The 20,969-nt window shown below is 62.5% G+C and carries 19 protein-coding genes and 1 pseudogene; 13 read left to right on the top strand and 7 right to left on the bottom strand.

What is annotated here, in order from left to right; genetic code table 11:
* Window positions 1-4: 4 nt before the first annotated feature.
* Window positions 5-1,324 (bottom strand): hypothetical protein, encoded by a 1,320-nt coding sequence (locus tag ACHIRB_RS05265; RefSeq protein ID WP_395119117.1) that lies wholly within the window; start codon window positions 1,322-1,324, stop codon window positions 5-7.
* Complete coding sequence (locus ACHIRB_RS05260) at window positions 1,321-2,607, bottom strand: glycosyltransferase (protein WP_395119119.1); 1,287 nt, start codon at window positions 2,605-2,607, stop codon at window positions 1,321-1,323. Before ACHIRB_RS05260 ends, ACHIRB_RS05265 begins: the two co-directional genes overlap by 4 nt.
* A gap of 115 nt (window positions 2,608-2,722) precedes the next feature.
* Here ACHIRB_RS05260 and ACHIRB_RS05255 point away from each other — a divergent pair, with 115 nt between their 5' ends.
* The gene (locus ACHIRB_RS05255; protein ID WP_395119121.1) at window positions 2,723-4,006 is read left to right on the top strand and encodes a glycosyltransferase; all 1,284 of its coding nucleotides are present in this window, start codon (window positions 2,723-2,725) and stop codon (window positions 4,004-4,006) included.
* Here the strand turns inward: ACHIRB_RS05255 and ACHIRB_RS05250 are convergent, their stop codons facing one another.
* From ACHIRB_RS05250 to ACHIRB_RS05240, 3 genes are read right to left on the bottom strand one after another with little or no spacing between them, the layout of a single operon-like run.
* A complete protein-coding gene (locus ACHIRB_RS05250; RefSeq protein ID WP_395119123.1) occupies window positions 4,007-4,870 on the bottom strand; it encodes a glycosyltransferase family 2 protein in 864 nt (287 codons plus the stop codon).
* Window positions 4,871-4,887: 17 nt separating this feature from the next.
* On the bottom strand, window positions 4,888-5,721 hold the full coding sequence (locus ACHIRB_RS05245; protein WP_395119125.1) for an ABC transporter permease: 834 nt from the start codon (window positions 5,719-5,721) through the stop codon (window positions 4,888-4,890).
* Window positions 5,718-6,677, bottom strand: coding sequence for an ATP-binding cassette domain-containing protein (locus tag ACHIRB_RS05240; RefSeq protein WP_395119127.1), 960 nt, complete (start codon window positions 6,675-6,677; stop codon window positions 5,718-5,720). Before ACHIRB_RS05240 ends, ACHIRB_RS05245 begins: the two co-directional genes overlap by 4 nt.
* A gap of 431 nt (window positions 6,678-7,108) precedes the next feature.
* On the opposite strand from ACHIRB_RS05240, the gene ACHIRB_RS05235 reads away from it, so the two are divergent.
* From ACHIRB_RS05235 to ACHIRB_RS05205, 7 genes and pseudogenes are all read left to right on the top strand, one after another.
* Window positions 7,109-8,530 (top strand): condensation domain-containing protein, encoded by a 1,422-nt coding sequence (locus ACHIRB_RS05235; protein WP_395125690.1) that lies wholly within the window; start codon window positions 7,109-7,111, stop codon window positions 8,528-8,530.
* 9 nt (window positions 8,531-8,539) lie between these two features.
* Window positions 8,540-10,006 (top strand): condensation domain-containing protein, encoded by a 1,467-nt coding sequence (locus tag ACHIRB_RS05230; protein WP_395125691.1) that lies wholly within the window; start codon window positions 8,540-8,542, stop codon window positions 10,004-10,006.
* Window positions 10,007-10,079: 73 nt separating this feature from the next.
* Window positions 10,080-11,267 (top strand): annotated as a pseudogene (locus ACHIRB_RS05225) (condensation domain-containing protein); the annotation flags it as partial.
* A gap of 97 nt (window positions 11,268-11,364) precedes the next feature.
* Window positions 11,365-12,462 carry an NAD(P)H-dependent amine dehydrogenase family protein gene (locus tag ACHIRB_RS05220; protein ID WP_395125692.1) on the top strand — a complete coding sequence of 366 codons (1,098 nt, stop codon included), beginning with the start codon at window positions 11,365-11,367 and terminating at the stop codon, window positions 12,460-12,462.
* Entirely contained in the window at window positions 12,459-12,944 is a 486-nt protein-coding gene (locus ACHIRB_RS05215) for a carboxymuconolactone decarboxylase family protein (RefSeq protein WP_395125693.1), read from the top strand. Before ACHIRB_RS05220 ends, ACHIRB_RS05215 begins: the two co-directional genes overlap by 4 nt.
* 364 nt (window positions 12,945-13,308) lie before the next feature.
* On the top strand, window positions 13,309-14,412 hold the full coding sequence (locus ACHIRB_RS05210; RefSeq protein WP_395127623.1) for an HNH endonuclease: 1,104 nt from the start codon (window positions 13,309-13,311) through the stop codon (window positions 14,410-14,412).
* 98 nt (window positions 14,413-14,510) lie between these two features.
* Entirely contained in the window at window positions 14,511-14,723 is a 213-nt protein-coding gene (locus tag ACHIRB_RS05205) for an SH3 domain-containing protein (RefSeq protein WP_395125694.1), read from the top strand.
* Here the strand turns inward: ACHIRB_RS05205 and ACHIRB_RS05200 are convergent.
* Window positions 14,710-16,149 carry an MFS transporter gene (locus tag ACHIRB_RS05200; protein ID WP_395125695.1) on the bottom strand — a complete coding sequence of 480 codons (1,440 nt, stop codon included), beginning with the start codon at window positions 16,147-16,149 and terminating at the stop codon, window positions 14,710-14,712. The two genes, ACHIRB_RS05205 and ACHIRB_RS05200, sit on opposite strands and share 14 nt — an antisense overlap.
* A 102-nt stretch (window positions 16,150-16,251) precedes the next feature.
* Between ACHIRB_RS05200 and ACHIRB_RS05195 the strand changes: the two genes are divergently transcribed.
* The 5 genes from ACHIRB_RS05195 to ACHIRB_RS05175 all read left to right on the top strand — a co-directional run bounded on the left by ACHIRB_RS05195 (window position 16,252) and on the right by ACHIRB_RS05175 (window position 19,544).
* Window positions 16,252-16,701 (top strand): winged helix-turn-helix transcriptional regulator, encoded by a 450-nt coding sequence (locus ACHIRB_RS05195; RefSeq protein WP_395119143.1) that lies wholly within the window; start codon window positions 16,252-16,254, stop codon window positions 16,699-16,701.
* A gap of 148 nt (window positions 16,702-16,849) precedes the next feature.
* Window positions 16,850-17,185 (top strand): hypothetical protein, encoded by a 336-nt coding sequence (locus tag ACHIRB_RS05190; protein WP_395119145.1) that lies wholly within the window; start codon window positions 16,850-16,852, stop codon window positions 17,183-17,185.
* Between the two features lie 58 nt (window positions 17,186-17,243).
* Window positions 17,244-18,008: a trans-aconitate 2-methyltransferase gene (locus tag ACHIRB_RS05185; protein ID WP_395119147.1), complete on the top strand. Its 765-nt coding sequence runs from the start codon at window positions 17,244-17,246 to the stop codon at window positions 18,006-18,008.
* 100 nt (window positions 18,009-18,108) lie between these two features.
* A complete protein-coding gene (gene msrA / locus ACHIRB_RS05180; protein ID WP_395119149.1) occupies window positions 18,109-18,627 on the top strand; it encodes a peptide-methionine (S)-S-oxide reductase MsrA in 519 nt (172 codons plus the stop codon).
* Between the two features lie 80 nt (window positions 18,628-18,707).
* Window positions 18,708-19,544: a VOC family protein gene (locus tag ACHIRB_RS05175; protein WP_395125696.1), complete on the top strand. Its 837-nt coding sequence runs from the start codon at window positions 18,708-18,710 to the stop codon at window positions 19,542-19,544.
* Window position 19,545: 1 nt separating this feature from the next.
* Here the strand turns inward: ACHIRB_RS05175 and ACHIRB_RS05170 are convergent, their stop codons facing one another.
* Entirely contained in the window at window positions 19,546-20,883 is a 1,338-nt protein-coding gene (locus tag ACHIRB_RS05170; protein ID WP_395125697.1) for a cytochrome P450, read from the bottom strand.
* Window positions 20,884-20,969 lie beyond the last annotated feature (86 nt).

Genomic DNA, 20,969 nt, shown 5'->3' with positions numbered 1-20,969 from the left:
GTCCTCACGAGATCCGATGCGGCACACCCCACCCGGCGAGCTCTCCGGCAAGGAGGTCACGCAACACCGCATCGTCGCCGAAGTGCGTCTCGTCGAACGCCGCGACCGAAAACGACACGTCGTCGCCGACCTCGAGCAGCCAGGACTGAACACCGTCGCCGAATCTGAACGGCAACGACGGATCGACGTGCTGCGCGATCCCCCGAAAGAACACCGATGTCGCAATCTCGTCGCCGATCTCGGCGAGTTCGGCAGGAAAGTTACCCAGGTTCGACACAACTGCGTCCGGCATTCCGGACCCGGCAGACGCGGCAGTGGCGACCAAGCGCGCGGGCAGCAGTTGCAACAGCGGCTGCAGGTGAACGAACGCGGGTCGCCGGCCTGCGGACAACGCGGCGAAGGCACGTTTGCACGCACTCCTGATACCACCGAGGTCCCCACCTGCGACCGGCTCCTCGGTGAGATACACCGACACCCCGGCGGTCGCATTGCCGCGGGAGTCGCCGTCGACCCGCTGACTTACGGGTATTCCGACTTTGACGGTCTGGCCGAGCGGCGCATATCCAGAAGTGCGCAGAAGCCCGGACACGACAGCGACGAACAACGAATTTGCCGTCCCGCCATGTCGTTTCGCCACAACCTCCCAATCCTGCCTGTCCACAGTCACCGTTGCCCACACAGGACGAGCCAGCGGCGCACGCTCGTGCAGAGGCGCCTTCTTCACAACGTCGACATTGCCGGCGGCGCCACTGCCACGCGCTACAGCAACGGCGGCTCTACAGATGCCGAGACCAGCCGAAACGAACTGCCTAGCAGCATCTTCCAGATCGGACCCAAGCATCGACGCATGACCGAACTGCTGCGGTTGCTGTAGCGGCGCACTATCGCGGGCGCTCGAAGCCGCTGATACCAAAGTCTTTCCGTCGGCCACCAGATGTAACGCGCAGAGCGACAGCACGAATCCCCCGGTATCGGTGGCGACGCCACGCAGTTGCCAACACCGCCCGGCCTCGGCGTTCAAGGGCACCGTATCGAGCTCCGCATTCAGCCACTCGTTCGGCGATTCTGTCGCGCCTTCGTCGACGATCACCCCTGGACGTACCGTCGACTGTGTCCAATACGGGCGTGCCAGCGGGACTCGCGGTGTCACCAGCCTGCGATTCAGCGGCCCATCAGCGAGTCGAGCAGCCATCTCCGACAACGCTTTTCGATCCGGCGGACGCGAGAACGTCCACGCGACCTGCAGCACTACCGACCAACCGAAGGCGGTGTCGACGAATCGGTACACGAAGTCCGATGATTCGAGGCGGGCAGGCGCCCTCACCGTAGAACTCGTTCGGCGGAAACGACGTGACTCTCGATGGCATCGGCTGCTGCGGCAACGGCGGCGGCGGGCGGAGTCAACGTCGCGGCAAACGCACGCGCCCTTTCTCGACATTCTTCGGTTGTTATCTCGCCCAGACCATCCCGGAGCTTCGCCGCATCGAGCCCCTTCAATCTGGTGGACGTTCCGATCCCCAACGTCCGAACGATCTCGCCCCAGAACGGTTGATCCGAACCGACCCAGCACACCATCGACGGCACACCTGCCCGTGCCGCTGCGGCCGTCGTTCCCGCTCCACCGTGGTGGACGATCGCGCTGCACATCGGGAAGACGCGGTCATGGTCTACCGCGCCGATAGCGCGAACGTTCGCACTCGGAGTTACCTCGAAGTCGTTCCAGCCAGCGCTGATCAGCGCGCGCTCCCCAAGGTCGGCGCACACCTTGGTGATCGCTGCCAGCAATCCCTGTGGATCAGGGACCGGCATCGAACCGAAGCCGAAGTAGATCGGCGCAGGTCCGTCGGCAATCCACTCGAGGATGGCAGGCGCAGGCTCGTTGTCCTCGCCGATCAGGGCGCGTTGCTCGGCGGTCGGGTCGATGAAGCCAACAAATGGACGCATCGAGTCCCAGCTCTGCGCGAGCTCCGGAACAAGTACGGCATCGTAGGCCTGGATTTGCAGCGTCGGGTAAGTCACCAGGCGTGCTGCAAGTGCGGATGTGGCCGGCTCGAGCCCGAGGTCGGCCCGCAACCGGTTCTCCCGCGAACGAGTCATGAACCAGAACAGGCGGTCGAAAACCTGCCAGCTCGCTCGATTGAGCCAGTGCGGCAACGACAACGACGCGCCGGGAACCGGAGATACGTACGGGTTTGCCAGGATCGGCGCGTGATGCAGCGTGATCAGCTTCGCGCCTGCAGCCTCGGCATAGCCGATCGCGATCTGTTCGGTCGTGAAACCTGTGACGATGGCGTCGCACCCGTCCTGGAGCTCCGACATCTCCTCGACCATCTGCGCCCAGCCGTAATTTCGGATTTCCGCAAGAGCCTTCAGCCGCTGCCTCGGCGTGCCGGTCCGAGGACCTTTGCGGACGAGATCGGAGTTCATGTGCGCGCGAGTGTCGTAGCCGAAATTTTTCGCATCCAGTCCTGTGCGCGCTGCGAATCCCACCAAATTGGGCGGCGCGCCGAACACCACATCGTGGCCTCGACGTCGCAGCTCAGCTGCGAGGACAACCGCCGGTTGAATATCGCCGCGGGTGCCATTGAATGCGAAAGCGAACTTCATACGCGTCTCCGGTTCGATGCTATCTTGTGGATAGGATGTCGTCCGTTCCGAAATTCGATCTTAGTCCGGACGCGCCATTTGCGCATTACGGCATCGACAGATTGTGATATCGCCCATGAAATTGGTCCTTGCCTTCAATGGTTCGCGTGGTGATATTCAGCCGGCCGTCGCGCTGGGCGTTCGACTTCGTGAGCGAGGGCACACGATAGCCATTGCAGTGCCGCCGAACCTCGTCGAATTCGCCGAATCGTCCGGTCTCGATGCTTATTCCTACGGGCTCGATACCTTGGAATTGTTGGAATCCGATTTGGTCGGCAAAGATCTCAAGTCCGCCAATCCACTCACACGTATCCGGGCGATCAACGAGATCACGATGCGAGGTGGATTGCAGATGCAGTCCGAACTTCTGGCCATCGGTACCAAAGCGGACGCGATCGTTGGCGGTAGCGCCGGGCAGGAACGGGCGCTGAACGTCGCAGCATCCCTCGCCATCCCCTACGTCCCGTTGCACTACTGCCCTGTTCGACGCAACGGCTCGGTGTCACTGTTCGATCCCGCGACGAAGCACCTCCCTCGGCTCGTCCGCGAGCCTGTCACCCGAGCGAGTTGGGCCGCCGTCGAGCATCTGCTGTGGCGAACAGGCAAGTCCGCCGACGATGCATTGGCGGCCGATCTCGGGCTTCCACCCAGCACGGCTCCCGCCGCAACGCGTATCGCGCGCCGCGGGACGCCGGAAATCCAGGCGTACGATCCGGTCCTGTTCGGCGATCTCGAGAAGGAGTGGGGTGCGGGCCGCCCGCTCGTCGGATTTCTCAATCTGTCGAAGGAGACGCGAGCGCGGATAGGCGACGACTCCGACGACGGCGAATTGACGCAGTGGCTCGCTGCCGGGCCGCCTCCGATCTACGTCGGGTTCGGCAGCATGGCCGTACCGAACGCCACTGAACTGATGAACATCATTGTGGGAGTGTGCCTCTCGCTCGGCCACCGGGTGCTCGTCGCCGCAGGGTGGAGTGCGTGTGCGCTCGAGTTCGACGACCGCGTCCACGTCACGCGAGCTGTCGACCACGACGCCGTGCTGCCGCGCTGTCGTGCGGCCGTCCACCACGGCGGTGCAGGGACGACGGCCGCGAGCCTGCGGGCGGCAGTGCCAACGGTGGTCTGCTCGATCGGAGCGGATCAACCGATCTGGGGCGCACGAGTGACCAAGGTCGGTGCGGGCGCAACGCTGCGGCTCACCGATGTGACACCGACGACCTTCCAAGCGGCCTTGACGCGAGCGCTCGACCCCGCCTGCGTTGCGGCAGCAGGACGGGTCGCCGCAGCGATGATTTCGCCGGCCGCTGCCGCGGATCGTGCGGCGGACATCGTGGAGCAAGCGTGCGTCGGGGATAGCTAGCTACGGATTGATTCGATCGACGGTCGCGAGGCGATAGTTTCTCGCCGAGAACGATCCCGACTTCGGATCGTATCCGCGGATCACGGCGAGCCGACCCGCGTGCAGCACGGTGAGCGCCGGTAGGTAGACGAACGTCGCCAACGCCGCATACCCGAATCGACGATGCAGCAGGAGCGTCCGAGGCAGGAAACTCATATATACGACAAATGCCGACATTCGAGTCTCCATACGACGTGGAGAAACTCCGACGGTGATATTCGGAAGAAATGCAATGCTGCCGCCTGCTTCACCCACGCACAGCCCGGTATCGACATCTTCGAAGATATCTCGCCGCATACTCACGGCATCGCGAATCTTGTGCCACACGTCTCGTCGCAGGACCATGTTCGAGCCGTACAACACCGGTACTTCTCGGACAGCGTTATTAGTCCTTCTGCCGAGATAGCGGAGTTTGAAATTGCCGAGACGATCACCGTACGGGAGTCCGTAGGCCTCTCCCCTGCCACACGCCGCAGCCCATTTACCGGTGGTGTCGTCTGCAAAGAATTCGACGATCGACTGTGCCCAATGCGGTGGTACCAAAGTATCGGAATCTATTCGCGCAATCAGGGTACCCGTAGCCGCGTCGAGGCCCGCATTTCGGGCGAATACCAGGCCCTGTTCACGCTCGCTGATCATCTTCACCTCGGCGAATCGTGACGCGAACGTTTCGACGATGCTGTTCGTGTCGTCGGTCGAGTTGTTGTCGACGACCACGATCTCGGCGATGTGATCCAGTTGCGCAGTCAGCCGCTCGAGGCACTCACCGATGATGTCCTCTTCGTTGTAGGTCGGAACAACTATCGACAGACATTTGGCGTCCACATCGATCCCTTCTTCGGTCAGGCGCGGTGCATGTACACGCGGAGAGTGAGCGGAACGAAGACGGCAAGGACGGTCGCCGCACCGAGCAGTGACCAACCGATCTGCGTGCCGAAGGTCCCGTCGTTCGCGAGCTCGCGGACAGCCGAAACGAGGTGCGAGACAGGGTTGACGTTGGCGAATGCCTGCATCCAGCCCGGCATCGTCGACACGGGCACCAACGCGTTCGACATAAAGGTCAGCGGCATCAACACCAACATCGAAACGCCTTGAACGGTGGATGCCTTGTCCATCAGCACACCCATCAACGCAAAGATCCAGCTCAGTGAAAATGCCACGGCAACAACGAGAACGCAAGCGAACAGCAGACCTGCAACGCTGCCGGGGCGATACCCCATGGCCAGGCCAACTACAACGGTCATCGCCGTAGCAACGGCGTATCTGACGACGTCGGCTAGTAGTGACCCTGCCAGCGGTGCAATACGCGCGATCGGCAGCGATCTGAACCGATCGAACACACCCTTGTTCATGTCCTCACGAAGTTGCACTCCGGTGGTCACCGAAGCCGCGATGGCCACCTGCACCATGACGCCCGGAATCAGGGTGGGGAGATAGGCGCCGACGGACCCTGCGATGGCACCGCCGAAGATGGCGGAGAACATCACCGCGAACACGACGGGCAGGGCGATCACATCGAACAGGTGCTGCGGATTGTGGCGCAGCTTGAGCAGTCCGCGCTGGGCCATCGTCGACGTGTGCGAAAGGGATTGGCGCACATCGATGCGGTGCGGAATCACACGCCCGGCAAGCGGATCGGTGCCGACCGGCGATAGCCGGGTATCCGTGACGGTCATGCTGCCTCCCCTCGTGCCGACTGGCTCGTGATCGCGAAGAACACTTCGTCGAGGCTGGGCTTCTTGACGTTGACTTCGCGTATCGCGACCCCGTCGGACCGCAGCGCCAGCAATATCTCCGGAAGTGCGTCCAGGTCGTCGACGGGCGAAGCAACGATCCCACCCGGTGATATGACGGCGTCGCCGGTTGTGAAGCGTGATATGACGGCAGCCGCGGTCGCCGCGAGGGCTTCGTCGGTCAGTGTGAAGACGAGGAGTTGGTTTCCGACAGCGGATTTCAGTTCGTCTGCCGTGCCCTCGGCGACGAGCGAGCCTCGATCGACGACCGCTATTCGGTCGGCGAGTTGGTCGGCTTCGTCGAGGTATTGGGTCGTCAGCAGGATCGTTGTGCCCTCGGCCACCAACGCGCGCAACCTGTCCCACAGTTGTGCGCGCGTGCGCGGATCCAGTCCGGTTGTCGGTTCGTCGAGAAACAGCAGCGGCGGAGCAGCGACGAGGCTGGCCGCGAGATCCAATCGGCGACGCATCCCGCCGGAGAACTTCTTCAGCGGCCGATCGGCGACGTCGTCGAGACCGAACTCGCCCAGCAGGGTGGATGCTTTGAGCTGCGCCGCTTTACGGCCAAGTCCGTGCAACTTTCCGAAGACGACGAGGTTCTCCTGCGCGGTCATGTCGTCGTCGACCGACGCGTACTGACCCGTCAACCCGATGAGAGACCGCACGGCAGTGGCTTCTGCGACGACGTCGTAGCCGAAGACCTTGGCGGTCCCCGAGTCCGGTCGCAGCAGTGTCGCGATCATCCGAACGAACGTGGTCTTGCCTGCCCCGTTGGGGCCGAGAACCGCGTAGACGGAGCCCGCAGGCACCTGCAGATCTATGCCATCGACTGCGCGGAAGCTTCCGAACGACTTGGTCAGGCCTGCCGTCGCGATGGCGAGGTCGCTATCAGTGCTCATGTTCCCTCCATCGTGGGTGAGGCGGGATCGGTCCGAAGTTTGCCGGGCGGACGCTGCGGTGCTCGGCAAACGAATTGGTCACTGGTTCAGAGCTTATTGATGTAACGCCGACCCGCAACCGGACCGATACATAGCCAAGATGCGATGTGTGGGCACGCGGTAATTGCCGAAACACGGCCTGAAGTCGCAGGTTTCATCTCGCGGACATATTCGGGTCATCGCCCGGTAATCGGATGTCGGGCTGTCTGTTGTGTCCTATTCCACATTCATTACTTAGCGTGACAAAGGTTACGCGTCTTCGGCTGCGCGCGATCGGCGCGTCGCGCCTAGCATCGTTTTCGCGTCACTTTCGGGCAGTGTTGCCCACCGGACGCCGCCGGCTTCGTGATCACCGCGAATCACCCTCTGGTTACAGAAGTGGATGTGGCCCAATGCGATTCACCGAACTATCCGACTATCCGCTACCCGCAGGAAGACTGACAGCCTGGGTGCCAAGCACACGATGCGACGGTGCGACCTGGTCCGCAGACGCACGTCCCCTTGCCTACACACACGAGGACCATTGCGCCCGCGGGAGTAGCGATCGCGCCGCAAGCGCGTCGTGGCTCGGCGGCGTTTTCGAAATCCACCATCGCTACGACGCCGACAAAGTCGCCAGCGCACTGCGCGCATGGATGCTGCGCCACGAGACGTTCCGCACAACCGTGGTCGAGAATCTCGATGGTCAAGGCACCGAACGCTTTTCACGACGAACCACCTCGGGCGAACTGCTCGGCGTCGACGCGGTTGCCCACCAGACGTCGACGTCGGAACACATGCACGCCAAGGTGATCGACTTCTTCGACAACCACATCTCGCCGTTTGCTTGGCCGCATTGTGTCGCCGCAACCATCGAAACGCCAGAGTCGTTTCTTCTGATCTTCGGCGCCGACCACTCGGTGATGGATGCGTACTCGATGTTGTTGGCTATCAGCGAGATCCACCGACTCTACGAATACGAACTGTTCGGCACCGACCCAGGACTGCCCGACGTCGGTAGCCACCTCGACTTCAGCGTCCACGATCGCGAACTTGGCAATTCGGTCGTTGCAGAGCATCACGCCGTGAAGACGTGGAGCCGATTCCTGCGGCAGTCCGGCGGCAAGTTCCCTGCGTTCCCGCTGCCGGTCGACACCTCGGTCGGCTCGGAAGACGCTGCCGCACAGCAAGGTAGCTCCTCGTCGTGGTTGCTGAACGCAGAGCAGGCAGAAGCCGTCAACGTGTACAGCCGGCGGGCAGGCCACGGAATGCAGTCGGCGATACTCGCCTCGGTCGCCTTGGCGAACCGCGAGCTCACCGGGGACCCGACCCTGCGCTTCACGATGCCGATGCACACCAGACACGAGTTGGCCTATCGCTTCTCTGTCGGGTGGTACGTGGGCATCGTCCCTGTGGAGGTGAATCTCCGCGGTGCAACGACATTCGAGGATTGTCTGGCTGCCGCGACGACAGCTGTCGCGTCGGCAAAGGAGCTGGCGCGCTTTCCCTATCCGCGTATTGCCGAACTGCTCGACAATTCTGCGATTCCGCGGTTCGCGTTGTCCTATCTGGATGTTCGGTATGTGCCTGACGCCGAACAGTGGCCACAGTGGCGCGCCCGAACGCTGCGCGGTCGTTCGGAATCGAATGACGAAGTCTACTTCTGGATCAGCCGCGCACCGGCCGGACTGACGATCTCTACTCGCTTTCCCGGCAACGCTACGGCGACAGGAAACGTCGAACGCTTGATCAGCACGTTCGGGTCGATGCTCACATCAGTCGCCGACGGCGGGACCTTCTCGCACGCGGCCGACGAAACGCAGCGGGCAAGCTGAGGAGGTCGAATGATCATAACGGCGATGCGAAACTGGCGACCGGAGCCGGGTGATCTACTCGAGTGGCGTCCGACCGAGCAGGCGCGGGCGGTTGCCGACGCTGCACCCGTCGAGGCCGATCCACCGACCTTCCTGCAGCAGACCCATGTTCGAGGCTTCCTCGCGAAGCAGCAACGCGGCGGTCCACACCGGGCTTTCCTCGGTGTCACCACCGAGGTCGAGGGCGATCTCGACGAGGACGCTCTCACCCGAGCACTCACGTCGTATGTGCATCGCCACGACGGCTTGCACACCTTCTTCTCCGCTGCTGGACCCGCAATCGTTCGACACCGGATCGATTCGACAGCAATCGATTTCGAGGTCCACAATGCGGGCGCACTCGAACACACCGATGCCTTCGCCGACTACATTCATCATCGTTTCGAAAACGATGCGACGTCCATTCGGTGGCCGGGGTTTGCCTTCGGTGCGGTCCGTCGACCTGGCAGCTTCACCATCTACTACGGCTGCGATCACGCTTTCAGCGACGGAGCATCGCAGGTCTTGGCACTGTCGGAGTTGGTCGATCGCTATCGAGCCGAGGTCGACGGCTCGGAACCAAGCGTCTACACATCAGCACCAACAGGCGGCTTTCCTGACTACGCCTGCACGGAACATGCACTTGCGCAGGCTCATACGGCAGAATCCCCCGAGCTCGCCGAGTGGCTGCAGATTTTCGAAAGCCATGGTTCGACGATGCCGGCGTTCGCCCTCGATCTCGGCCTGGCACCGAGCGAGACCGCGCCCGTTCGCCCAGTCGAGTTCGATCTCCTCGACATCGCAGGCACCGACGCATTCGACGCCGTGTGCAAAGCAGCGGGCGGCAAACTGATCAGCGGGATCTACGCTGCTCTCGCGATCACCGACTACGAACTCGCAGGCCGACCCGAGTACTACGGTATGAGCGTCCTCAACAGCCGAGACGTCGGCAACTACGCGCTTTCGCAGGGTTGGTTCTGCAACTTTGCCCCAGTGGCGTTCCGCACCGCCGACGCGTCGTCGTTCCGCGAGCTGATGCCGCTTGCTCACGAAGGCCACCTTCGGTCGAAGCGTCTGGCTCGCGTACCGGTGCAGGCTGTGATCATGGCACTACTCGCGTCGGGCGCGTCTGCCGAGGAAGTGGCGAAGAGTCCACACATGCTGTCCTACATAGATTTTCGTTGGTTTCCCGGAGTCGGATCGACCCCCTACGAGAAGGGACTGCTCTTCACGGGAGAGGGCGAGACAGCCAATGCCTCGATGTGGATCAACCGCGACCACAGCCATCTCTACTTCGGCAGCCAGACTCCGGACACGCCACAGGCTCGCAACGAATTGTCCAGGTATCACGAACATTTGCACCGTGTGATTGCTGCGGTTGCGCGTGACGGCGACTACGCGATCCCCCGGTCCACGGTTGTCGACGAGGGATTGATCCTTGCACGTCACAACAATTGACCGCTACTCCCCCGAGCCCGGCACTGTTCTGCAGTGGGTCGTCGCTCCTGGGAGCCCACCGATCAGGTCCGCGGTGCCGCCGTCCTTCAACCAGAACTTCCATCTGAACGCGCCCGACGGACCGAGCGTGTGGCTCGCTGGCGGCTTCGATGTCGATGGACCGATCGACGGCAAGGCCCTCGAGCAGGCGTTCAGCGCGCTCCTCGACCGGCACGGCGCGTTGCGAAATTCCTTCGTACGGAACGATGAAGGAATCGAGCGGCAACTGCATCGCCGGGTCCAGCTGAAACAATTGCAGGACAGTAGCTTTCACACCTCCACCGAGGTCCGCGACCATCTTCGGTCCGCACTCGATATGCATTGCCGACGTTTCGGCGCCTCCACATGCCTATTGTCGGCCATCGATCGGCCAGGACGGTCGACCGTATTCTGCGGCTTCGACCACGCACATGTCGACGCGTACTCGATCGCCATCATCGTTGCCGAGTTGCACCACCTGTATTCCGGATACCTTGCCGATGCCAGCGGTCTGAGTATCGAACCGCTCCCGGAGGTCGGGGACTTCATCGACTACTGCGCCGCCGAAGCGGTCGTCGAGAAGGTCTCTCCCGACGACCGACGGATGCGCGCGTGGCTCGAGTTTCTTCGCAAGAACGACTGTGCGCCGCCGAGTTTTCCGCTCGACCTCGGCGTCGTCGCGGGGTCGTCGGCGGCGCAGCGATCCGACGTCCGTCATGTGCTCGATGCCGAGGAGACCCAGCGTCTCGCGGAGGTCTGCCAGCGTGCGAACACAAGCGTGTTCGCCGGGGTGTTGACCGCAATGGCGCAGTGCGCCTGTGCACCAAACGAATCCGCCCACATGCCGGTGCTGGTCCCTGTACGCACGCGACGCTCGGAGAATTGGCACCACGCAGTCGGGTGGTTCACCACCAACGTGCCCATCGAGGTCGCCGCGGGCGCCGACTTCATCGATGCCCTCGGCCGCAATGGTGGAAAGTTGCGAAATGCGTTGCAGATGGGTGAGATTCCGCTCGCGCACGTTGTCGAAGTGTTGGGTGGGCTGAAGGCAACGAGGTCCGACGTATTCATGACATCCTACGTCGACTACCGGAAGTTGCCCGGTGCCGCATTGCACGACGCAATCGATGCCCATCATGTCTCGAATGTGACCGCTGCCGACGACGCGCAGTTCTGGTTCTCGCGAACCGACGACGGAATAGCCCTGCGGAGCCGATATCCCGACACCCCGACGGGTCGTGCCACGATGTCGAGCTTTCTCGACGACCTGACCCGTGTGCTTCGAAGTGCGGTGCAACAGCCCCTCCCCAAAAACTGCAACACGTTCTATTGTGAAGTGCATGAGCAGCCGAGATCGGATTCGTACGGTCGTGTGGGGCACCGGCAACGTCGGCCGTGCCGCGATCCGCGCTGTCGATTCTCACCCTGTTTTGGACCTCGCTGCCGTCATCGTCCACAACCCCGACAAGGTAGGACGCGACGCGGGCGAGATTGCCGGACTGGGGCGCACATTGGGCGTCGCCGCGACCGACGACATCGACGCGGCGCTGGCCGTCGCCGATGCCGCCGTCTACGCCGCGTCCGGCGACATCCGTCCCGACGACGCACTCGCCGACATCACGAGAGCGATCGGTCGCGGCGCCACAGTCGTGACGCCGTCGTTGTATGCGCTGTACGACCCGCGGTCCGCTCCCCCGGAGGTCCGCGATCCGGTTCTCGCCGCGATCACCGCCGGTGGCGGTGCGTTGTTCGTATCCGGCATCGATCCGGGCTGGGGAAACGACATTCTGCCCGTTCTCGCCACGGGACTCGCGTCGTCGGTCGATAGCGTTCGATGCCAGGAGATCTTCGATTACACGACCTACGACCAACCCGATTCCGTTCGATACCTCATCGGCATGGGCCAACCGATGGACTACGTCGCGCCGATGGTCGCACCGAAGATTCCGACGATGGTGTGGGGCGGACAGATTCGGTTGATTGCACGCGCCCTCGGTGTCGAACTGGAGGAGATTCGCGAGACGCTGCTGCGGCGGCCACTCGACAGCACGATCGAAACGCCCAACATGGGAACTTTCGAGGCCGGAACCCAAGGGGCACTGCGGTTCGAGGTGCAGGGAATCGTCGAGGGAGAACCGCTGATCGTCATCGAACACATCACCAGAATCCATCCCTCGTGTGCACCGGACTGGCCGCTGCCGCCCGACGGCGGCGACGGCGTCCACAAGGTGATCATCGAAGGACGCCCTCGTATCGAGATCAGCGTCGAGGCGACCGACGAGGGTGGAAGTCGCGCGGCAGGTGGAAACGCCACTGCGGTAGGCAGATTGGTCAACGCAATCCCCTGGCTTCGGTCGGCCGGGCCGGGAATCTACGACGCGCTCGATGTACCTCTCCTCCCGGCGCTCGGCAAGTTGAAAAGGATGGCCTCCACATGATGATCGACGTTCCCGACGGCAAAGATCCCATCGCATATGTGTGGGGCGAGATGGTGCCTGGCATCGGCACGGCAGCGGCGAAGTTCTCGCTGAAGGTCTACTCCGACACCACACTAGGCCTCAGAGAATTCGAGGCGGCACGGCTGCGGATCGCTCAGATCAACGGCTGCATCTTTTGCCAGGACTGGCGAACGGAACGCGACGGTGCCAGGGTGGAATCGACTTTCGCTGAGGCCGTCGAGAATTGGCGAACGACCGACGCGTTCGACGAGCGCACCAGGTTGGCCGCCGAATACGCCGAACGGTATGCACTCGACCATCATGGGCTGGACGACGAGTTCTGGGTCCGTATGTCGGCGTCCTACGATCAACGCCAAATCGTTGAACTGACAATGTGTTTGGGCTCGTGGCTCGCCTTCGGACGACTCAACCATGTGCTGGGAATCGACACAGTCTGCGTGTTGCCGACGGGCACGGCGTGAAGGTGCCCCTGACGTCGCTGGACGGCGTGAGGGCGTCCCCGACGATGGTCGTACTGCTGTCACAACGCCTTTGCGTGCGGCTGAAATCGCTTGCGGATGAGCTGAATTCGCAATAGAATAGAACGCATGTTCGACACCAAGGAACAGCAGTCGCTCCCCCAGCGAATAGCCGCCATCAGAGCCGAAATAGCAGACATCGACCGCACCCTCAGCTGTACCGAACGCAGCGACTCGATCACCGAATTCGACAAACTCCTATCCGGCTGCACCGCAGCACAAGCCAAACTCACCGCCGACCTCGCCAAAGCACGACGCACCGAACGCGCCGCCCGAGGACTGTCGAAAAAAGGAGCAAGACGCCGGCATCCCCCTCGAGATCGGCCTCGCACGACGCTGCTCCCACCACAAAGGCAACCAATACCTCGGCTTCGCCCAAGCACTCGACGAAGACATGCCCCACACCCTCGACCGACTCGTCACCGGCGACCTCACCGAATGGCGCGCCACCCTCCTCGTCCGCGAAACAGCCTGCCTCAGCCGCGAAGACCGCCGCATCGTCGACCGCCGACTCTGCGGCGACCCCGCCACCCTCGCAGGCAAAGGCGACAAACAGATCGCCGCGGCCGCCCTCGCCATCGCGATCGAACTCGACACCGAAGCACTCGTCCGCCGCGCCCGCAAAGCCACCGCCGACCGCTGCGTCACCTCCCGACCCGCACCGGACACCATGGCCTACGTCACCGCACTGCTACCGGTGAAACAAGCCGTCACCGTCCACGCCACCCTGATGCGCGACGCCGCCGCGGTCGTCGCCGCCGGCGACCACCGCACCAAAGCCCAGGTCATGGCCGACCTGCTCGTCGAACGCGTCACCGGACTGTCCACCGCCACCGCAGTCCCGATGACCGTCGACATCGTCATCTCCGACGAAGCGCTGCTCGGGACCAAACCTGCTGCGGCAGAGGTTCCCGGCTACGGACCCATCCCCGCCGACCTGGTCAAACACTGGCTCCACGACACCGACGCCACCATCGAACTCCGCAGGCTCTACGCCAACCCCACAACCGGAGCTCTGACCGCGATGGAATCGAAATCGCGCTGCTTCCCTAAAGGAATGCTGCGGATGACCCGATTCCGAGACCGCACCTGCCGAACACCCTGGTGCGGCGCACCCATCAAACACGGCGACCACCCAAAATCCGTCGCACAAGGCGGCGACACCACCTACGAGAATTCCGCAGGACTCTGCGAAGCGTGCAATTACGCCAAAGAAGCCGACGGCTGGTCCACAACACTCGACCAACGCATCCCCGGCGAACTGCACAGCTACACCATCACCACCCCTACAGGACATCAACACACCTCCACAGCTCCACCCCTACCGACACCACTCCCATTGCCGCGCAACAGAATCGACGCCTGGTTCCCGACCAAACGCGTGCACCTCGAATACATCGAAGCCGCGTGAGCAAAAGGTTCGGCGCAACCCACGCCACCGCGAAAGCGAATAGTGTGACCAAGACAAACGCGGTCGTAGGCGCTCGGCATCAAACGGGAGAGGTAGCCATGGATTCGAAGGTGTGGGCCGTCGTCCAGCAGTGGTACGGCGGCGCGTACGAAGGCTTCGGCATCCTCGTGACCGAAGAATGTGAAGAGATCGTCGCCTGGGACGCTTTGGTAGGCACTGACCTACCACTACAGCCCGGTGACCGCGTCCTTATCGACGACGGTGCCGGAGCCGACGGCTCCGGCACCATGAGGCTCGTCAAGGTGCGGTGACTTCTCCGACCCTGCGGCGCAACCCGAATCCGGTGACCACGACGGCAGCGAGTACGGCGATCACTGGCACAACCAGCGCCGCTCGATAGCTCTCGAGCAGTCCCTCTGCCGAGCCACTGCTTTCGAGGGCCGCCACCTGCACGGCGGTCACGACGGCAAGGCCGAGTGCGGTTCCGAATTGCCATGAGGTGTAGAGCAATGCACTTGCGAGTCCCTGCTCGTTCTCGACGATTCCATCGGTCGCGGCGATCGTCAGCGGACCGTAGACCATCGCAAACGAAACCCCGATCAACACCATCGTCGGCAGCATGGCCGCATAGGTCCAATCGACTTGGACTCGGACGAACAGTCCGTATGCAACCACACCGATCAGCAAGCCGCCCAATACAACTCGCACATTGCCGAATCTGTTGACGAGTACTGGAGTCAAGGTCGGCGCCAGTATGGCGTCACCTCCGGAGACGAGCATCGCCAGACCGGTCTGAAGCGGCGACCATTCACGAAGCTCCTGCAGATAGAGAACAAGGATGAACTGGAACCCCATGAACGACCCGGAGAACAGAATCGCAGAGACGTTCGCCCGCAGGAGCGGGCCCGACCGCAGGATGCCCAACCGAATCAAAGGCTCAGGAACCCGCTGCTCGACCACGACGAAGACCAGAAAGAATATCGAACTCGCAAGCGCCGCAACAACGGTCGACGTGATCGAAACGTCTGGTGCACGAACGACAGCAAACACCAGCAAGAGCATCGCCGACGTCGCGGTAAACGCACCGGCCAGATCGAAACTCTGCAACGTGCGCGGCAGGGACCGAGGTTCCGCAGGGATCAGCCGAATTGCGGCGACGAGAATGACCGCCGCCATGGCAACGGGCGCGAAAAATACCCAGCGCCAGTCTATTTCGGTCAGAACACCGCCAACGACGAGACCAAGCGTGAACCCTGCAGCACCCGTTCCGGCGTAGACGAGTACCGCTCTGTTGCGCGCCGGACCTTCCGGGAATCGTGTGGTGATGATCGACAATCCGGCCGGCGCCATAAAGGCCGCGGCAATGCCGGTGACGAAGCGTGCGGTGATGAGCATCCACCCCTCGGTGGCGAATCCGCCGAGTCCTGAGAACACGATGAACACACCGAGCCACAGCAGGAACATCCGTCGGCGTCCGAGCAAGTCCGCCGCCCGACCGCCGAGCAACATAAAGCCGCCATACCCGAGCACGTACGCGCCGACCACCCATTGCAGCGCACTCGTCGACATGCCGAGTTCAGCACGAATGGACGGGACAGCGACCCCGACCATCGAGATGTCGATGCCTTCCAAGAAGATCGCTCCACACAAAACGAGCAGAATTGCCCAACCTCGGCCGCTGATCCGTTCGGCCTTGGCCGCGACGGCTGTCTTGTCCGGAGAGGACAGGCTTGTCACAAAACTCTCCCTCTACTCCCGATGCAGAAACCTGTTCGGTTCCTGATACGACGGTCAGTTACTTCTTGTAACTGACCTCATCATCGGGCACCATTACAGGTTATGGAAGAAGGCACTTCGAAGGAACCGGGTTACTGCGTGAATACCGTCGGTGACCAGTACGACGACCCGTACGACGCCTTTCAGTGGGACACCCGCGAGGGCTGTGAGGTGCGCCAGATTCTCGATCGGGTCGCCGACAAGTGGTCGCTACTCGTCATAGCGCTGCTGGACAACCGCACGTTGCGGTTCACCGAACTGCGCAAGATGATCGACGGAATCAGCCAGCGCATGCTCACCGTGACGCTGCGCAAACTCGAACGCGACGGGCTCGTCGAGCGGACAGTTCACCCCGTCGTGCCACCTCGGGTGGACTACGTCCTGACCCCGCTCGGGACCACGCTGCACGCCACTATTCAGTCGTTGGTCACCTGGACCGAGTTGCACCAGGACGAAATCGCGAAGGCGCGATCCGACTACGACGAACGCAATCTCGTCGCTGACGCGCTGTAACGCACTCGCGCTCTACACGACTTAACCCACGTCCCACAAGCCACTCCAAATAGCGGCTGTTGCACGCGCCGGGTTGCTCATAGGCTCCCACCGACCCGATCCGTGGCTCGAGCGTGCCGAGCCAGACGAAACGAAATCGAGGAACCGCATGAAGAACCGCGTACTCTGCGCGACCGCAGTTGCCGCAGCGACGATCGGCCTGAGCGTTGCACTCGCTCCCTCCGCAAGCGCAGACCCGCGGCGGGGTCCCGATTACCAGTGCAGCAACACGGTCAGCGCACCGTTCGGCGGATCCGCGCGCTGGCTCATCAGTCCGTACGGCACGGCGAACCTGTGGTGTGGGACCGGCTTCCATGGTTCCGTCGACTACATCTACCAAATCGATCCCGCGGGCAAACGCCACACAGTCGATGTGCTGTTCGATCCGCAGCAGGCTGGGATTCCGCCGATTCTCGGGATCCCGGCCGTCTGGCGGACCAACTAGCTTTACTGGCCGGTCGATCCGAGGCGAACGTGTCGGCCGAGAAGTAATGTGGAATCACATGTGGGACCCCAACCAATATCTTGCGTTCGCAGATCATCGTGGCCGGCCCTTCTACGAACTGACATCGAGGATTGGCGCGACCGCGCCCCGCAGAGTTGCGGACTTGGGCTGCGGCCCAGGCAATCTCACCGTCAGCCTCGCGCAGCGGTGGCCGGAGGCGACGATCGAAGCCGTCGACAGCTCGCCGGAGATGGTCGACGCCGCACGCCTGCTCGGCCTCGACGCCCGCGTACTGGATCTGCGGGACTGGACTCCCGAACCCGATACCGACGTCCTCGTCAGCAACGCGGCATTGCAGTGGATCCCCGAGCATCGCAAACTGATGCAGAGCTGGGCTGGACTGCTCCCGTCGAAGTCCTGGATCGCCATCCAGGTTCCCGGCAACTTCGACGCACCGTCACACGCGGCCGTGCGTGAGCTCGCAAGTACCGAACGTTGGATCCCGCACCTCGCAGACATACCGTTTCGGGTCGGGAAAGTGGTTGACACGCCGACCGAGTACGCCGATCTGCTCAGCGCCGCTGGATGTTCGGTCGACGCGTGGGAGACGACCTACATCCAGCAACTCGACGGTGAGCATCCGGTTCTCGAATGGATCAAGGGCACCGCCCTCGTTCCCGTCAAAGCTGCACTGTCCGAAGAAGACTGGAATCGATTTCGGGACGAGTTGGTGCCGCTGCTCGACCAGGAATATCCGAAGCGACCCGACGGCTCGACCTTCTACGAGTTCCGGCGCATCTTCGTTGTGGCGCAGGTTCGGTAAACGTCACTAGCCTGGACGAGGTGAAGGACTATCCGAGCAGGCTGCGGTGTTGATCAGTCTGTATGGGTAATCGGACAAACTCGAACGAGGAGAGCACTGTATGAGCACTGCACACGAGAAGGCCATCCTCGCAGGCGGCTGCTTCTGGGGTGTGCAGGACCTGATCCGCAAGCAGACGGGTGTCATTTCGACGCGTGTCGGCTACACCGGCGGCGAAGTTCCGAACGCGACCTACCGCAACCACGGCAACCATGCCGAGGCCATCGAGATCACTTTCGATCCAGACAAGATCAGCTACCGCACGCTGCTCGAGTTCTTCTTCCAGATCCATGACCCGTCGACCAAGAATCGACAGGGCAACGACATGGGTGCGAGCTACCGTTCCGCGATCTTCTACGACAACGACGCGCAGAAGGAGACGGCGCTCGACACGATCGCCGACGTCGACGCGTCCGGTCTGTGGCCAGGAAAGGTTGTCACCGAGGTAACCCCGGCAGGTGACTTCTGGGAAGCCGAGCCCGAGCATCAGGACTACCTCGAGCGCTACCCGGACGGTTACACGTGCCACTTCATTCGACCGGGCTGGAAGCTGCCCGTGCGGAGCGCGCAGGTCGGATAGCGGCCCCGGTCGTCGGTGTCGGTGCCCCCGGATACGTTCGGGGGCACCGAGCAACGCGCGACGACCGAACGGAGCGAACGATGATCCGGAACTACCCTGAGGGCGTTACCTCCTGGATCGATGTCGAGCAGAACGACGTCGAAGGCGCGAAGACGTTCTACGGCGGCTTGTTCGGCTGGACCTTCAGCGATGCGACGCCGTCCGAGTCACCATTCCGCTACGCCATTGCTCAACTCGACGGCAAGGATGTTGCCGCGGTCGGAGGGCCGACAGTAGCCGCTCCGACACGCGAATCAGCGTGGAATACCTACGTTGCCGTCGACGATGCGCACGCTGCCGCCGAGCGTGTCACGGCCGCTGGTGGACAGATCGTCGAACCTCCGACACCCGCTGGTGAGGGCGGGATTTCTGTCGTGTGCACCGACCCGACAGGGGCGCAGTTTCGGCTGTGGCAAGCCAAACGACGGCCAGGTGCGCAAGTCACCAACACACCTGGATCGTGGAACTTCAGCAACCTCCATGCCAGTGACTCGACGACAGCGATCGCCTTCTACACAGAGGTTTTCGGCTGGGCGTTCGACGATATCGGCTACGCGACGATGATTCGGCAGCCCGGTTACGGAGCGCACCTGGCCGCGACCGTCGATCCCGACATCTACGAACGGCAATCGAGCGAGCTGGTGCCGCCCGGATTCTCCGACGCCATCGGATGGCTCGCACCAGTCCAGGACGGCGAGCCACCGCACTGGCACGTTGCCTTCACGGTTGCCGACCGCGACGAGACTGTCACGACTGCAGAGCGCCTCGGTGCCACCATCCTGACGACCGACGACACCGACTGGACGAAGGACGCCCTGATACGCGATCCGCAAGGCGCCGTCTTCACCGCCAGCCAGTTCACGCCGCCCGACGACTGACTCAGGCGCGCAAGCGCATTCGCACGGGAACTGCCGACGGTGACAGCACGAAGTCCTTGTTCGACGGCTTCACGACGTACTTGGAATCTGCGACGGGCTGCCAGCGCGCGAGAAACGCCGCCGCTTGGATCGAGATTGCAAGCATCGAGTAGTGGTTGCCCGGGCAACGCCGTGGTCCGATACCGAAGGTGAACGACGTGCGCTGTTCTGCTGTCGCCGCTCGTTCAGGCGTCCAGCGCTCGGGATCGAAATCGTTTGCGTTCTCGTAGTATTCGTCGTCGCGATGGATCATGTACGGGCTGTAGGCAACGATCGCACCGTCCGGCAGAGTCCGATCACCAAGTGTCACTTCGCCGTTCGTCGTGCGGGTACTCACCCAGGGCGCCCACATCCGCAGCGTTTCGCGCAGCACGAGACGCAGGTAGGGCAACGCCGGAATATGTTCCGGCCGTACAGGACCGGCGCCGACGACGTCGTCGAGTTCGCGATACAGCTTCTCCGCCACGTCGGGTTTCGAAATGACTTCGTGCAGGATCCAGCCGAGCAGCGACGCCTGCGAACCGACGCCTCCCGCCATGACGAGGATCAGTTCGTCGATGATCTCCTCGTCGGAAAGGGTTGTGCCGGTGAGTTGATCGGTATGGCGGATCAACGCAGAGAGCACATCGCTCTGATCGGTGTCGTTGCGCCGATATTGCGTCACCACCTCGCCGATCGCTTCGCGCAACCGCTTCGATCGGACTTTGAAACGCCAGTTCGCCAGAAGCCTTGCATTCCGGACACTCGCAGGTAGCGATCCCCGGCGCACGACTTCGGTAAGCAGCCAGGGAATGTCTTCGCGGATCTGGTCCTGCGCATGCGCGGTGAAATCACCGGTGAACAACGTCGACGACACCGTCTCCAACACAACACGATGCGCCGACGACATCAGGTTGACGTCCTGACCGTCTTCGAAGGACGCGGCCCACCTGTTCGCGATCTCGGCTGTGACCACGGCATAGTCGGCGAGCCTTGCCTGTTTGAAGGCGGGCGCAATCATCCGTCGACGTAGCTCGTGCTCCTTGCCAGTAAGGATGTTCACCGAGTTGACGCAGATGTCCTTGATCGACTCGGCCAGCTCGTCGCGACGAAAGTTGTTCTCGTTCAAGCTGACCTGTCGAATCAGCTCAGGCGTCGTGACCAAGTACACCGGTCGCGGACCGAGAAAGATCTGCACGACGTCACCGACGTCGGACAGTGACGCCATAAATTCGAGCGGGTTGCGGATGATGGCCACGCTGTGGCCGATGAGCGGCAATCTATCGGGAGCAACAGGTACACCCGAAAGTTGGTCCGTCATGTGAAATCCTCCGCCACTAGCCTGCCGCTTTCACGGTAATTCCTTCGGAGTTGGTGTCGTACATGAAGAAAGGTGCTATGAGCTGG

It is taken from the genome of Antrihabitans spumae, assembly GCF_043944905.1.
GTDB classification, from domain to species: Bacteria; Actinomycetota; Actinomycetes; order Mycobacteriales; family Mycobacteriaceae; genus Antrihabitans; species Antrihabitans spumae.
This window is presented reverse-complemented; position numbering and strand designations above follow the sequence as displayed.